The 15,155-nt window shown below is 35.8% G+C and carries 8 protein-coding genes; 2 read left to right on the plus strand and 6 right to left on the minus strand.

Going from position 1 to position 15,155, the window contains the following annotated elements:
* Position 1 precedes the first annotated feature (1 nt).
* Positions 2–1,453: an SDR family oxidoreductase gene (locus tag K4L44_08985; protein ID QZE12723.1), complete on the plus strand. Its 1,452-nt coding sequence runs from the start codon at positions 2–4 to the stop codon at positions 1,451–1,453.
* Between the two features lie 33 nt (positions 1,454–1,486).
* On the opposite strand, the gene K4L44_08990 is transcribed toward K4L44_08985, so the two are convergent.
* The 4 genes from K4L44_08990 to K4L44_09005 all read right to left on the minus strand — a co-directional run bounded on the left by K4L44_08990 (position 1,487) and on the right by K4L44_09005 (position 7,501).
* Complete coding sequence (locus tag K4L44_08990) at positions 1,487–1,990, minus strand: UpxY family transcription antiterminator (GenBank protein QZE12724.1); 504 nt, start codon at positions 1,988–1,990, stop codon at positions 1,487–1,489.
* Positions 1,991–2,282: 292 nt separating this feature from the next.
* Positions 2,283–3,299 carry a LacI family transcriptional regulator gene (locus tag K4L44_08995; protein ID QZE12725.1) on the minus strand — a complete coding sequence of 339 codons (1,017 nt, stop codon included), beginning with the start codon at positions 3,297–3,299 and terminating at the stop codon, positions 2,283–2,285.
* Positions 3,300–3,377: 78 nt separating this feature from the next.
* Entirely contained in the window at positions 3,378–4,139 is a 762-nt protein-coding gene (locus K4L44_09000; protein ID QZE12726.1) for an outer membrane beta-barrel protein, read from the minus strand.
* A gap of 47 nt (positions 4,140–4,186) precedes the next feature.
* A complete protein-coding gene (locus K4L44_09005) occupies positions 4,187–7,501 on the minus strand; it encodes a T9SS type A sorting domain-containing protein (protein QZE12727.1) in 3,315 nt (1,104 codons plus the stop codon).
* A gap of 67 nt (positions 7,502–7,568) precedes the next feature.
* Here K4L44_09005 and K4L44_09010 point away from each other — a divergent pair, with 67 nt between their 5' ends.
* Positions 7,569–8,723, plus strand: a complete 1,155-nt coding sequence (locus K4L44_09010; protein QZE12728.1) for an MFS transporter — start codon at positions 7,569–7,571, stop codon at positions 8,721–8,723.
* A 690-nt stretch (positions 8,724–9,413) separates the two neighbouring features.
* On the opposite strand, the gene K4L44_09015 is transcribed toward K4L44_09010, so the two are convergent.
* Positions 9,414–11,927, minus strand: a complete 2,514-nt coding sequence (locus K4L44_09015) for a UvrD-helicase domain-containing protein (protein QZE12729.1) — start codon at positions 11,925–11,927, stop codon at positions 9,414–9,416.
* 179 nt (positions 11,928–12,106) lie between these two features.
* Positions 12,107–14,842, minus strand: coding sequence for a hypothetical protein (locus K4L44_09020; protein QZE12730.1), 2,736 nt, complete (start codon positions 14,840–14,842; stop codon positions 12,107–12,109).
* Between the last annotated feature and the right edge of the window lie 313 nt (positions 14,843–15,155).

Below are 15,155 nucleotides of genomic sequence, written 5' to 3' on the forward strand. Positions count from 1 at the left end.
TATGCATATACTAATCACAGGAGCCACTGGATATATAGGAAAAAGATTAATCCCAATTCTACTTAAACAGGGGCATCACCTCATATGTACCTATAGACGTAAGGAAAAAATACTCGAGGAACATAATACAAAATCCATAGAATGGATACATTATGATTTTCTAGTAGATACCCCGAATAAAATAGAAGGTATTCAATGTGATATAGCTTACTTTTTGATTCATGCCATGTCTAGTAGGAACAAGGACTTTGGAGCCTTAGAGTTACAAATGGCACACAAATTTATTGATCTTGCATCTAAACTTTCAGTACAAAAAATTATATATCTAAGTGGTATCGTAAATAATGAGCAAGAGTTGTCTCCTCACTTTAAGTCCAGATATGCTGTTGAGAAATGTCTTAATCAAGGACCAATTCCAACAATCACACTACGAGCAGGTATTATTGTTGGATCAGGGAGTGCCTCATTTGAAATTATACGAGATCTAGTAGAAAAACTTCCTGTCATGGTAACACCAAGATGGTTGTATACAAAATGTCAACCTATTGCAATAAGAGACGTTCTGTATTATTTAACGAAGATAATAGATGTGTCCTTCGAAAAGTCGACATACTTCGATATTGGTGGACCAGAAATATTTACCTACAAACAAATGCTGCTACAATACGCAGAGGCAAGGAATTTAAACCGATATATCCTTACCTTACCTGTCATGACACCACGACTTTCGTCCTATTGGCTCTATTTTGTCACTTCAACGAGTTATAATCTAGCAGTGAATCTTGTTAAAAGCATGAAGATCGATGTAATCTGTAAAAAAAGAGATATCGAGAATATCGTTCCATTAAAACGTTTAAGTTACAAAGAGGCAATCGAAAGGGCATTATTCCATTTTGAAGAAGATGTTGTAATCTCTAAATGGAGTGATTCACATCTTCAATATAATATTGATAAAACGATACAAGCAGTTAAGAAAGATGAAGTATATGGAGGTTTTATACAACACTTTGTCAAAGAGATACCGGAAAAAGACATCGAATATATTCTGCATAGAATATGGTCTATTGGAGGAGAAAATGGATGGTATTATGGAACTCGATTATGGAAATTACGTGCTTTCTTTGATAAGTTAGTTGGGGGAGTGGGCTATAGAAAAAGAAATAATAAAACGAAGATCCAAGAGGGGGAAGCATTAGACTTTTGGAGGGTTGTAGAAGCTAGTAGATCTTTGAGACGATTAACACTTCTGGCAGAGATGAAACTTCCTGGAGAAGCCATTCTTAGACTTGGAATAACAAAAAGTGAGAACAGGTATTTTTTCGAACAAAATGCAATTTTCTATCCACATGGATTACTAGGAAGAATGTATTGGTGGATACTATACCCTATTCACATAATAATATTTAAAGGGATGGCAAAGAAACTCTGTAAAAACAAAAAAGTATATGAGTAGTATTATTTTCTCATATACTTTTAAGTTTGCCTATCAAACGGACTGAGCCTCGATAATATGCTCTAACTCAACTTCTACGAGAATATTACTTTGGAGTGCCTCTAACCTGACAATCACCTTGTGTTTGCCATTATGTCGTACCATTTCACCAATATATCCAACAAAAGGACCTTCTAACACTTCCACAGTACTCCCTAGCATTATTCGTTCGCTAGTCTGCTCTACCGACACACCAGTCTGTTCTAAAAAACATTTTAATGCATCAATATCACGTGATCTAATTTCAGCATCTTTCCCGTTATGTCGAACAAATGCAACGATATTGTTGCATTTTAATACTTCAAGACGTTCTTTTAAATCAGCTTTCACGAAAATATATCCACAAAGAACAGGGACTTCAACAATTTTCTTTCGATCACTCCACTGTCTCCACTCTTTTCTCAATGGGATATAGTTTTCTATACCCATTGAAGTCAATGCTTCCCCTACTTTCTTCTCAGAACGAGACCTAACATAGACAGCATACCACTTTTTCATTCCCAACATTCTAGATTATTTAATATTTGAGGTTAAAACAATAATCTTATGTAAATGCTGTTCAAATTATTCTTACGAATATGTAATATGTGAGTATTTCGTCTAATTTACATGAAACAATTACCCACAAAACTCCATAAATATCGGTTCAAAATAATGCTTTGCATTTACATGTATTAAAGAACGACTCAACAAATCAAATATTGTAGCCAAACAATTAATAAAAGTTGACATATTCAAATAAAAACGATTATTATCGATATAGCACAAAAATACATTCCCCTACAATCAACTATAAATCAGACTCCCTGCTTTTAATTACAGAAGGAATGACAAAAGTCTTAGGAGGTAAATCTTTTTTATCTATTAATTCTAGCAGGCGCTCAACTGCAATTTGCCCCATCTCCTCTCCTGGTTGTTTAACCGTAGAAAGTTTAGGAGTCAATACTGCACTAAATGGTTCGTCACTAAAACCATGAAGAGAAAAATCTTCAGGTACCGACATTCCTCTCTCTTGTGCCACTTGTAGAAAGCAGAGTGCTGTTGTATCATTAGAACAGTAAACTGCATCTGGCATATCTCCACGATTAAGGATATCTTCGGCTATTTTTCTTCCCGAATACAGGGTTAAATCACACTCGGTATACATCTGTTCATTCCACTCTAATCCACGATCATTTAAAGCCTCTTTAAAACCTTTAAGTCGATTTCTAAATACCAATATAGAAGTTGGACCATTTACAAAATATATTTTTTTATGTCCATTCTGAAGTAGTCTACTTGTAACTTTATATGAGGAAGCACGATCGTTTGTCACCACCCTATTCAAATTGATATCATCGGGGACACGATCAAAGAAAACCAATGGAATATTGTTCTTTATAAAAAGATCAAAATTATGTTCTCCTTTTGTCTCCAAAGAGGTCGAAATAAGCAAACCATCCACTCTTTGATTAAACATGGTAAGGACAGCCTTCTCCTCATCATCAGAAGATTCTCTACTTTGCGTGATCACGACAGAATAACCATGGTTATGTGCATGAAGCTCAATAGATGATATGATTGTAGCTAGAAAATGTCTATCGATACGAGGTACAATAACCCCTATTGTCTCGGTACGCTGTTTTCTTAAGTTAGATGCGACCACATTTAGTCGATATCCATTCTCTGCAGCAAATTGTTTCACTTTCTTACGAGTAGCCTCACTTATTCGTTTATCATTTTTCAATGCTCTCGAAACGGTGGATGCACTCACTTGAAGCGATTGGGCTATATCGTGTATAGTAATATGTCCTTTATGTCTAGCCATTAAATTAACTTTGATTATTGATCAGGTCTTGTATACAAAGTTAAGCCAAACATAAAGAACATGAAAATAAATGTTATACTAAAACAAATATACTAGTCCAATACCAACATTTACAGAAGAATTAAAAGCACTATATTCCTGCTCTCCTACCTGAACAACAGGACTTGCTGGCGTAATTTCATTAGGAACATAATTCTGCGAATAGGAAGATTGAACATTCGATCCAGACCAATCACAATTTATACGAAGCATCACATTATTCTTCAGCGGAACGTTATAAGCAACACCAAGAAGCGATGCAAAGCCTACTGTTTGATCTTTCTCTGAACTTTCAACATAGGTCATACCAGGCTTTCCTGGAACGTTAGGATTCGACATCTCATAGTCTGGAAGAAACCATATTTGTAACCCGATCATTGCATAGACATCAAAATAGGTGTCATAAATATTCCAACGATACTGTGCACCACCAAGTAGTGCTCCCGACAACCAATCATTCATATTGAAAGTAGTTTCAGAATCTTCTAAATCCAATCCCATTGGAGGATAAGACTGTGCAACAGCTCTTTCGTAAACAGATCTATTATCAATAGGATTGCTATTAAAACGAAGTTTCCCAACCCAACTGAACGAGCTATTAACTTCATAGAAGGCAGAGACATCTAAAAAAAATCCAGTCTCAGCATACCCTGATTTATCTTGGCTAATATCAGAAGAATTATAGTTACCTATAGGTATAGAACTTCCCATGGACAAACCAAAATTCCAATCACTCGATTGAGCATACGTTGAAAAAGAAGTAATCCCTAAGGCTAGAAAAAATAGAAATTTCTTTATCATAAATTTTTGATTTAATATATATTTCAAAACAACTATTATAGATAGAACTAATATACAATTATTTTTGTTGTTGAGTATTCTCCTTTCTCAACGACTTTTAACATGTATACTCCTTGTTTAAGAGTTATATGCTTTTCCACCTCTCCCGAGAGAAAAAACGATGCAACCTCTATCCCTAAGACATTAAAAATCTTAATTTGTTTTGTTGTCGCGGATAAAGATTCAATGATCGTACCACTTTCTGTTATTTTCACTCGAAAACTCTGTTCGACATCGGGTTTTTCAAAATCAACATACAGTTTAAAATTCATACTATTCCCAGTTTGTTGAACTGGTATAGAATAAGATGTGTTATTAGCAAGATCTCGGACCTCTCCATTGCCTAAATCTTCAATACAGATTTTGGCATGGTTAATTAAATCTCCTCTACACTTTATATCTAGTTTTACTTGAGATAAAGACTTCGGCATAATATTCAATTCTATCTCTTGTGATTCTAAAGGGCGTTTATCTATAACTAACTGTTTTGCTCCAACCATAGAGTAAACCTGAGGAACCCCTTTTTTATGATATATTAACTTCGTTGCATCTTCCTTTAGTGCATATCTTTGATTACATCCCTTTTGAAAAACAAATAATACATTGTCAGAAGCAGTTCCATCTACAGAAGAGATACGTAGCTCTAACATATTCTCTGGTATTGTACTTCTCTTTTTACGAGGAGTATTATGTTTCAGTGATATATCTGAAGACCAATGAATTGACCCTGCACCAACTTGTTCTACAAAAAAAGCTTCGTTAGGACCAATATCCTCACTTTTGTTGTCATCCACTAAAACGCTCCCATGACTAGAATAGATATTATATCCTGGTTTAGATGCATCAAATCGATACACATACCCCGTGGTAAAATCATTAAGATCAGAAGGTATTTGTGTGTGGTAAGCACAAGGATTACCAATCAATTGCCATTTTGTCTTTTGTAAAGAGGGTACCATATCATATTGTAGTCTAAAATCCATCTTATTTAGAGTACTTGAACTCGATATATGGAGGTCATCTTGGTTCGAAAAAATGATATACCCTTCATTCTCTTTTAAAGAGCACTTGGGATCAACATCTACCCACTCCCCATCACTAAACCTCTTAATATAGACTTCTCCAAAATTTGGTTCAAAAGAACCAATATCTTGACAACTCAATGAGGGGGTGAAGTAGTACCACTGGTTTGATTCTATGACAAGTTCGCGAGAAAAAAAGCACGATGGATCAATTTTATCCAACCCATAAAGCTTCGTCTCTTTATGCAAAGTCAATGAATTACAGTGTAACTTCTCATCTAAAGTAACAGATTTAAATTGGCTAGAGATCTCAAGATTGTGATACTCTTTAATATCGTGCCCCCAGTTTTTAACACTATTAAAATGATTCGGATCGGTTCCATTCCAAACTAAATATGAATTTTCACTGTTCTCAAAACAAAGACCCGCAGTTCCAAGGTGCCCTAAACGACAACGCTTCACGAATGAACCATCCAATATTTTCTTCTCGAATATAAAATATGGATCACTATTACTTACGGTAAATTTTTGGACTGCATCATCCCATTCCATCGGTTTTAAATCACCCATAACTGCATTATTCTTCCACTGGGCTTCCCCGAATCTTAAATAGTCCACAAGATAATTCTCATAATATACCGCAACCAAGCAACTTGACAAACCATAATCGACAGAATGTAAATCTCTTAATAGAGTGTGTTCATTTTCATCTCTGGGAGTAAAATCAATATTGGAACATTCTCTATACAGATTGCCACTTTCATCAAAGAGAAGAACCTTTATTTTATCTCTATCAAGAGAGTATGAGTGGGTATTAAAACACTCAAGCCATAAACCTTTCATACCCCCTGATTGTTTTGCAGGAAAAACAGAAAGAGATATTTCAGGAATAGAACAAAGGTATCCTTCATAGATCTTATTAGACATTTTGTAACCTCTTCTTATAGAAACGACCTCTTCTTCAATTCTTTTATATGGGAGAATAGATACAAACATCTTTCTACTATGAAAAGGTGGTAGAATCTCATAATCTCTAGTAGACGAAGATAGATCGACAGCATAATAGATTCCATTCTTATTTAAAACAGATGGATCAAAAGAGACATCATCCTTTGTACTAACGATCAAATAAACCCCATCGTAATCACTAAAATCCGTTCCCCTATTAGTCCAATGTACCTGGTACGTCCCTCTATTGGTTTTCTTTATCTTATCTACCTCAAATTCCGTTTTAGAAAAAGGAGCAACGACTTCTCTTTCAAATTGAATAATCGTTGGATCAAACGCTTCATCATATTTGAATTCAATCTTATGTTTAAAAAAACCACAGATTTCATGCTTACATTGGAAATATAATGTAGTCTGGACCCCAGCATCCTGTTTTACTACCGTAACCATTTCGCCTATATCAGACCACGAAATATTATCTAAAGAACATCTCATATGGTTATCCAATTTTACACTTATATCCCTTTCTAAATTTGACCCTTCCACCTCTACCTGTAAGACTTCTCCCCAAACTCTAAACTCATCATACTCCTGCTGAGGAGCAATCAACTCAACCCGAAATTCGGGTGTAGCCCTTGAGGTCGTAATTTGTTTAAGGTGAGAATAAGATGTCTTTTTAAAATCATTTTCAAAGACAATATCAACATGATAGATCGTCTTTGGATTTAATCCCTCGACCTCTACATGTAAGTTCTGATGTAAGCTGATTTTCAAACGCTGATCAAAAAAGACATGATGCTCCTCATCTTTTTCATATACAGTCAAATGAAAGAAATCTGTATTCCTATCTTCTGGCATATAATCAACAATCAAAGAGTTAGAAGTAACACTATGTGCAACCGTCTGTTTATCTGATGGCATCGCTGCAACAACGGTCACAAAATATTGACTAGAGGTAGACATACCAGCACCATCATCTTTTGCGACAAGAAAAAACTCATATTTTCCTGGAGCATTAAAAGAACGAGATAACTCCCATTGCCCAAGACTAGAATTAAAAGTCATTTTCATTTTACGGTTATCGTAAGTGAATACAGCTTCGACTTCGGTAACTTTGCCATCCACATCATCAACAGAACAGTACAATTCGAACAGCTCTTTATGTGTAATTTCTTTGGAGTACTCAATTTTTTGAAAATTAGGAGGAGAGTTCTTATTAAAGACAGGAGTCCCACTAGGCTTCGATGGAGGTAAAGGGGGAGTATACTGTGCATAACAGATAGTTCCTGAAAACGGACTACATATCACAAAAAGAGATAAAAACATCTTTAATAATCGAACTCTGCATTTCATTTTTTTATAAATTGCGACTCCTTTTTTAGATTAAAAAGGATCTGATTAAAATATCAACCATTATATTATGTCAATTAACTTCCAAAAATCTCCTATGTACCGATATCTTATTGTACTGTCTTTTACAGTAGCAATAGGATTTCAAGCATGGCGTACGCTCTTTAACAATTTTGCGGTCGATCAAGTTCATTTAAATAGTATCCAAGTTGGAGCAATCCAATCAATAAGAGAAATTCCTGGCTTTCTATCCCTTCTGGTAGTATATCTTCTTTTAATAATCAAAGAACACCGATTGGCATCCCTTTCTGTCTTATTAATGGGGGTAGGAGTTGTATTTACAGGAATCTTCGACTCGTTTATTGGAGTGATTGCCACTACCCTATTGATGTCTACAGGATTTCACTATTACGAAACAACCAATCAGTCTCTTACCCTTCAATATTTTCCTCCTAATGAAGCGGCATTGGTAATTGGGAAGACCAAAAGTTATGCTGCACTAGCCAACATTATTGCAGGAGCGATGATATGGATATTTTCCACAATCCCATTCATGACTTTCGAATACAACTATATGGTATTTGGTGGTTTTGTCATCCTCGTTTCGATCTGGGCTTTTACATTTGACCCAACCCAAAAACTAAAACACAAACAACACAAGAAGATCATCTTTAAAAGAAAATATTGGTTATTCTATGTTCTGAATTTCTTAAGTGGTTCAAGACGTCAGATATTTGTCGTTTTTTCTGTGTTTATGCTTGTTCAGATGTACCACTTCTCAATTAAGTGGGTTACACTACTTTTCATTATAAACAATATCATTGGATACTTTGCGAATCCGGCCATTGCTCGTTTAATCAATAAATATGGAGAGAAGCGAATGCTTCAGATTGAATATATTGCATTGATCTTAATCTTCTCTGGATATGCCATCTTTGAAAACGGATATATTATTGCAGCACTATATGTACTCGATCACCTTTTCTTTCCGTTCTCTATGGGTATTAAAACATGGTTCCAAAAAATAGCCGATCCCAAAGATATTGGTTCTTCTATGGCAGTAGGCTTTACAATCAACCATATCTCGGCCGTTATAATCCCATTTATTGGCGGAATCTTATTTAGTATCAGTTGGCGTATCCCATTTGCTTTTGGAATATTAATCGCAATTACTTCACTCTATTTTACGAAGTATATTAAAGAGGATTCTCTCAAACTAAAGTAACCATGCCATTCTTATAAACCAAGTAGATATGACACTCTAAAAAATAGACATTATGAAAAAGAAAAGCCTTTAAAAGGTAGGTCGACACCAAATGATTGGATCTACATTATTTTTGAGGCTTTTCTTTTATTTCTGAACCACTCTGTAATAGTTTCATACATAGCGTTTGGATCTAAACACACCCATCGTTTCTCCTCGTAATCGATGAACCATATAACGACAAAAACCATCATTTTAAAGACTATAAAGCATCTAAAAACAAACTTCATTGTATGAAAAGTGCCTCCAAAGAACCTAAGATAGACCGTTATTTAGATACTCTATAGAGACCCTTCAGTTACCCTTTGGTTACTATTTGAGTAACCAAAGGGTAACTGAAGGGTAACCAAAGGGTAAAGGAACTACCTTTCAAACATTGTTTAAAAGGGCAGTCTACTAGTCAAGATATAGTTCTAAAACATGTTTGGAATAGGATATCTTTCATAGAGAATCCCAACGGACAAACTCTATTCGAGTACCTAATTATATATATTTTCGAAGCAATAAGAAGACAAAAGAAGCATGGGAGTAATGGATCAAATGATAGGATTTTTATCATTAAGAGGACATTTGGTTCACAAATATCCTCTTATACTTATTGAAAGCAGTTTGTTTTGAGAAATATATTCTCTTTAAACTTCTAATAGAAGACTAGAGAATTTGCTCTGGCTCAATAGATCTTCGATTAAATAACTTGGCTGTTTTAGCACAAAATGATGACAGAGATCGTACGTCCCCACAGTAGGTCAAAATCAAACGCTTTTTTGCTCTAGTAATTCCTACATAGAGAAGTCGTGCGGCCTCTTTCTCCCCCTCATTATTTACTTCATAGAAGGTGGGATATTTTTGACTTGAGACATTGGGAATGATCACATTATCAAACTCTAAACCCTTTGCCTTATGAATCGTAGATATCAGAACATCTTCCTTTCCAAAATATAGATCTACCTCTTTACAGCTTCGATAAAATGGAATTAAATCATAGAGAGCCTCCTTGAGGTTTTTATACGATTTGTCTTTGGTTATATATGCTATATGGTTAAACCATTTCTCAAGATCAATATCTGAATCGATATACATTCCATCTCCGATTACCCCTTCAATATATTCCAATATATCCATCTCTCTCTCCATCCATATCTTACTTGCCTGATAGATATTCATCACCTCTTCTGTTATCTTTTGGACGATACGGATGTTCTCACTTTGGGCGAACCATTGATCTAAGTTTTGAGACAGAATCTCTACCCTTGGCTCTGTATGACGAATAAAGCTACAAGTAGCATGAACATCGTCCAAAGCATCATGACTATTAACCCCTTCTAAATCGAAACGTTCTATCAGATACTCTAGTCGGTAAGATTTCTCTGTAGGGTATATCTTACGAGCCATTGAAAGGGTATCAAAGCAATCATTCTGAAAATGAGGAATGTCGATCGTTCTTCTTTCGATATTGGTATTTAGTGCTTCCATATCGAATGCAATATTGTGTGCGACTAATATATCTCCTTCCTCAACAAATTCACAAAATGCCTCGAAAACGTGCTGAGGACTCTCCCCTTTCTGGTCTAATACTTGTCGGGATATTTGATGAATCTCTTGGGTCGATTCTAGCGACTTATCGGTGTCGATATATCTGTTAAACTCGCCGATGACCTCTCCATTTTTCATTCGGACAGCAGCAAGTTGTATAATATCAGCTTCGGAAGCGTCCTTCCCTGTCGTTTCGGTATCAAAGACCACTAGAGTATCGTTCTTAAGACTGATGTTATATCGAATCACATCGATCACACTTCTATCTTTTCCGATCTCATCAGGACTCATTCCACACTCTTGAAGGTCTTTAATGAATCGTCGAGACTGTTTCAAAGTCATTCCAGAAATAAATCGAGAAATCACCCTACTCCAAGATACATAGTCAATGGGGTCAATTAATATCGACATCAATGCCATGGCATCCTTAATATCTCTGCGAGAGAAAAAGTCTTTTCCTGAAATCATAAAGTAAGGAAGGGCTTTCTCTTTAAAATAACTCTCGATCTCACTAGCTTCATTGTTTGTTCTCACAAGAATTGCTGTTCGACGATCTTCTTGTTGGATTAACCAAGGAATAATTTTATTTACAATAAACTGTTGCTCAAAATTCGCATATTGACTATTGATATGTCTTATACAAGTGGCCATTGCAGGGAGCTCTTCCGTTGTGATAAAAGACTTTTGTGGCAGTACGTGAGCCGATGGGAAATTATGATCTTGATACGTATTAAACACCTTTTGAAGGTAATCAGGAGATCTAAAATTAGTTTGAAGTGTATGAATAGATGCAGAATCCTCTTTTTTCACTTTCTCTAACTCTGACAAGAAATTGTGGTGTTTGGCACCAATAAAAGAGAATATCGATTGAGATGGATCTCCAAAAAACAGTTTGGTGCTTCCTTGAGAAATATTTTCAATGATAGCATGCTGAAGAGGAGTTAGATCTTGCACCTCGTCAACCTCAACCCACGAGTAATGTGCCATTTGGTAGACCTTATCTTTCTGGTCAAGATAATGGTAGGTAAGATTTAGGATATCATCAAAATCTAATAGGTGATAGTTCTTTTTGAGTTGCTCATATCTACTGCACACCTGAGATACTTTGTGCATATTCTCCTCATTTAGCACCTTTACGATATTGTCGGAACTTCTTAATGATTCGTCTATATTCAGATTGGATTGATTGAACCAAGTATTGATTCGTATCATGTCTCCCGCTTTTACATCTTTGGTACTATAGCCACGTTTATAGACAATTCTTAAATTCAAATCGTCCATAATCTCCTGAAAGAGGTTGATTTGATCGTCCCCATCAATAATCTGCCTATGTCGTCCAACCAGCTGATTTTTAAAGAGAAAATTACTACAATAATGGTGAATATTTCCCACCATTATCTTCATATTAGGATGATATTGATTAATTCGTTCTCGCATTACGATGGCCGCACGAATCGTAAAAGTAAGGCAGATGATCTCCTGCTCATCGACCCCCTCTTTCAATAAGTTGGTAATCCACTGTGAAAGTAGTTCTGTTTTTCCAGAACCTGGTGGTGCTATAATGTAGTGTGTTCCTTTTCTTATCTCTACCACTCGCTGCTGCTCTGCGGTCAGTTTTATATGATTTTCCATTGTCTTGACACTTTCTTTTTCGTGTCATAAAGTTATGAAAAAAGGAAGCTTCTGATACAATTCTATGCATTAAAAGAGGATCTTATGTAATGCAAGCAGATAGATCTTGCTAAAATTCGAAAAAAAATCCTCCTTCTCTCTTTGTAAGATAAACAGAGAAGGAGGAACTTATTATTGATTTATATTTTAATCTTCTTTGTTTCGTAATTGCCATCTTCTAAGAGAGCCTTTACAATATATATTCCATTTTGAAGTGAAGGAAGTTTTGTTTCAAAAGTATCTTTTCTATTAAAAAAGAGCTTTTGTCCCTTGCAGTTAAAAAGAGACAACTCTCTCATCTGTTTCTTACTATAAATCATATGATCGCTACCCTCTTGAATAAAGGTTAAAGAGTTAGATTGAACCAAAGGAACGACACTATTTACAATATCCTCTTCCACTTGTACCGCACTACCCGAAGTATCGACTTTATAACATACTGGTTTGCCAGCATGATGACCAGTATTTAGTTTTAGTGTAATGAAGGTTTCATCAAAATGTTGACTCCAAAGAGTTCCATTTAAAGTTAAAGTCAAACTATCTAAATCATTTGAAACAATTGGATCGTTTACTGTAATATACAGTTGTCCATCAACGGATTCTAAAAGCAGTACCGCAGGATGATCAGAAGTAATCGTAAATTGGTCATATTCAAGTCGACTGTTTGCTGTATGAAATACCACCCCCATCGCCTCACTTAAATTACTTTTAGCTGCTTGAATCTCTTTACTATTTTGTAGAATGGTAATTGGATTATTTGCAAATGCCTGTTGTGCACTGTTTTCTCCTTGATAAACGACATAAGCATAGGTACCATCAACCACCTCTTTACCATGATTGATATAGAGATGGAAGACATTGGCTTCCTCCTGCATATCTGTTCTATTTCTATTATGATAATTCAGTTCTTTCCAATTAGTCTTACGTTTTTCCGCTTTAAGGATGATGTCCCCTGTAGTCCATTGTGGAAGTACTGCATAAGCAAATTTATCAGACTGAGCTGCACCAATAAGCTTGCCACCATCTTTACTAAAAGTATGAGTCGTCTCGCTTGACGCCTGCTTTATATTGTGGATATCTTCCCACCAAACAATATCATTATCCCATGCTGTTTGTTCGATAGTAGTCCATATATCCCCCTTTTGTGTTGTGTCTATATTTTGAATATTACTACCTAAAGCCAACATGTAGTCATGAAACATAAAATATGATTTGAACGCTCTGACTCCATAAAGAAACGGATTCGGATCTTTTGGGTCATGATTTATTCCTTCCTCTCTCATTTTAGCATCCATCACCTCCATTTGGTATCCTACCACTGCATTTTCTGCTCCATGAGTAGCTCCAGCTGAAAAGTTCAGAGCACTAGTATAACCACTCCAGTTGGTTCTAGCCACAATAGGGTCTACATTTTGACGAACGGTAGTTCCTGGTATCGAAGTAATATTCCAAGCTCCTACCGAGCGCATCTGTTCTCCACCATCCTTTAAAAATATTGTAGAACCTAGATCAGTATAAAAGTTATATTTGTCTCCTTCCGTAATTCCGGACTCTGTTCCATCCGTACGATAAGATGCTGTATTAATAAAAAGGTAACTATGATCATTCTTTTTAATCAAATCATCATTGTTATAGAACCAACGAGTTCCATTGTATACCTCCTTATTCGCTCCTTCCATCGCAAGATGTTTCTTTTGTGCTTCTTGATGAAACTGTTCTAATTCATGTAACTCCTCTTGTCCAAAATTTTGACCCCATTTAGATAATATCTTATTGATCACCTTATCTGATTTAATAATCGATGGGCTCGTTTGGTTGTAGTTCATTCCAGTACGACCTAGCCCTGTAGGGATAAAACCATGATAATAATACCAAGAGCTACCTCTGATATAACCAAGAATAGCATTCTTATTTTCTGCCGTTAGCCTCTGTTTCCAGACTGTAGGCTCAAAATATTCCAAGAGGCTTAAAGCGGCAAGGGTCCCATCGATAGGATATCCCCATACAATGCTCTGTCTTCCATGACCCCATCCCGCACCATCAGCAGTGATTCCTTCTGTCCAAAAATCAGTATCTATTGTATTTTGAGCCACGGATGATAATGATCGTTGCGCAACAGTACTAAGTACATCCATCATAGGTGTTGAACTCATCGCCGCAGCAGTGGGTAGCAAAGATCGATATGCTAAAGCATTACCACCAACCCACCATACGTGGTTTCTAAACCTTTCAATACTTACCACATGGTTATCTGTATCATCATTACGGAAAGGCTGGCTCCATGATTGATAGCTTAAATCTTTAAGGGTTTTGTTTACTTTAGCTAGAGTAGTATCTGTATTTGTTCCATTTTCCACCTCTTCCATGTCATCAAAAAAGATGAAATAGGTATTCACTGCGGAAGTTGGAATAATAAAACAACTTAGGTGAAAGCGGGAAGCAGTGATTGAACCTCTCAATAGTTCAATATTTCCATAGCGAACTATTGCTTGATAAAGTTTGGGTTTCACATCACGTATCTGTGTTTCGGATATCCTTTTTCTTTGGATTGCATCTGCAATCCTCCAAACACGAAGCATGGCATCGCTAGTGAGTGCCCCTACCTCTTTTTGAGCTGTACTATATTTATTAAGATATTTCTTATGATCCATAATATCCGTTTCAGCACTTTGAAGATCACTAAAGCTACCATCTGCCTGAATAGTACTAAGACAAGTCTCTAATGGTTTTGCTTTTTTCAGCTCATGATCTCGATAAGTATGGTTCTTAAAATAACTCCTAAAATAGGTTATCCCATCCTCCTTCGACTGTGCATTACACAAAGAGATGGAGAATAAAAACAGTAGCACGACAAGTCCTCTAATGATTTGCTTCATTTAATTTTATGTTTTATAGATATAATATCAACAATATCGAAATAAGTACACCTTCACATAGGAGGTAATTGTACAGAAAAAAGGAATTATAGTTTAATTTCCATTTTGGAACAAACTTATAAAGGCTTTTAAGGGACAGAACATGTTGTACAATATCTAAAATGATGCATCCATATTCTATACTTTAAGCGATTATTTCTTATGGATACACCTTAAAACAATACGGTCTAATGGGCAACACTGTGAGGTTCGTAGATCGGATTCAATTCTTATATGCAAAGATATGTGTTGTAAAACAATATGCTAAAACGAC

The organism is Prolixibacteraceae bacterium (assembly GCA_019720755.1).
GTDB lineage: Bacteria > Bacteroidota > Bacteroidia > Bacteroidales > Prolixibacteraceae > Halosquirtibacter > Halosquirtibacter laminarini.

Excerpts from the sequence above, each read along its gene's own strand:
- K4L44_09005 (QZE12727.1), bottom strand. The coding sequence starts at position 7,501 with ATGAAATGCAGAGTTCGATTATTAAAGATGTTTTTATCTCTTTTTGTG.
- K4L44_09015 (QZE12729.1), bottom strand. The coding sequence starts at position 11,927 with ATGGAAAATCATATAAAACTGACCGCAGAGCAGCAGCGAGTGGTAGAG.
- K4L44_08995 (QZE12725.1), bottom strand. The coding sequence starts at position 3,299 with ATGGCTAGACATAAAGGACATATTACTATACACGATATAGCCCAATCG.
- K4L44_09010 (QZE12728.1), top strand. The coding sequence starts at position 7,569 with ATGTCAATTAACTTCCAAAAATCTCCTATGTACCGATATCTTATTGTA.
- K4L44_08990 (QZE12724.1), bottom strand. The coding sequence starts at position 1,990 with ATGAAAAAGTGGTATGCTGTCTATGTTAGGTCTCGTTCTGAGAAGAAA.
- K4L44_08985 (QZE12723.1), top strand. The coding sequence starts at position 2 with ATGCATATACTAATCACAGGAGCCACTGGATATATAGGAAAAAGATTA.
- K4L44_09020 (QZE12730.1), bottom strand. The coding sequence starts at position 14,842 with ATGAAGCAAATCATTAGAGGACTTGTCGTGCTACTGTTTTTATTCTCC.
- K4L44_09000 (QZE12726.1), bottom strand. The coding sequence starts at position 4,139 with ATGATAAAGAAATTTCTATTTTTTCTAGCCTTAGGGATTACTTCTTTT.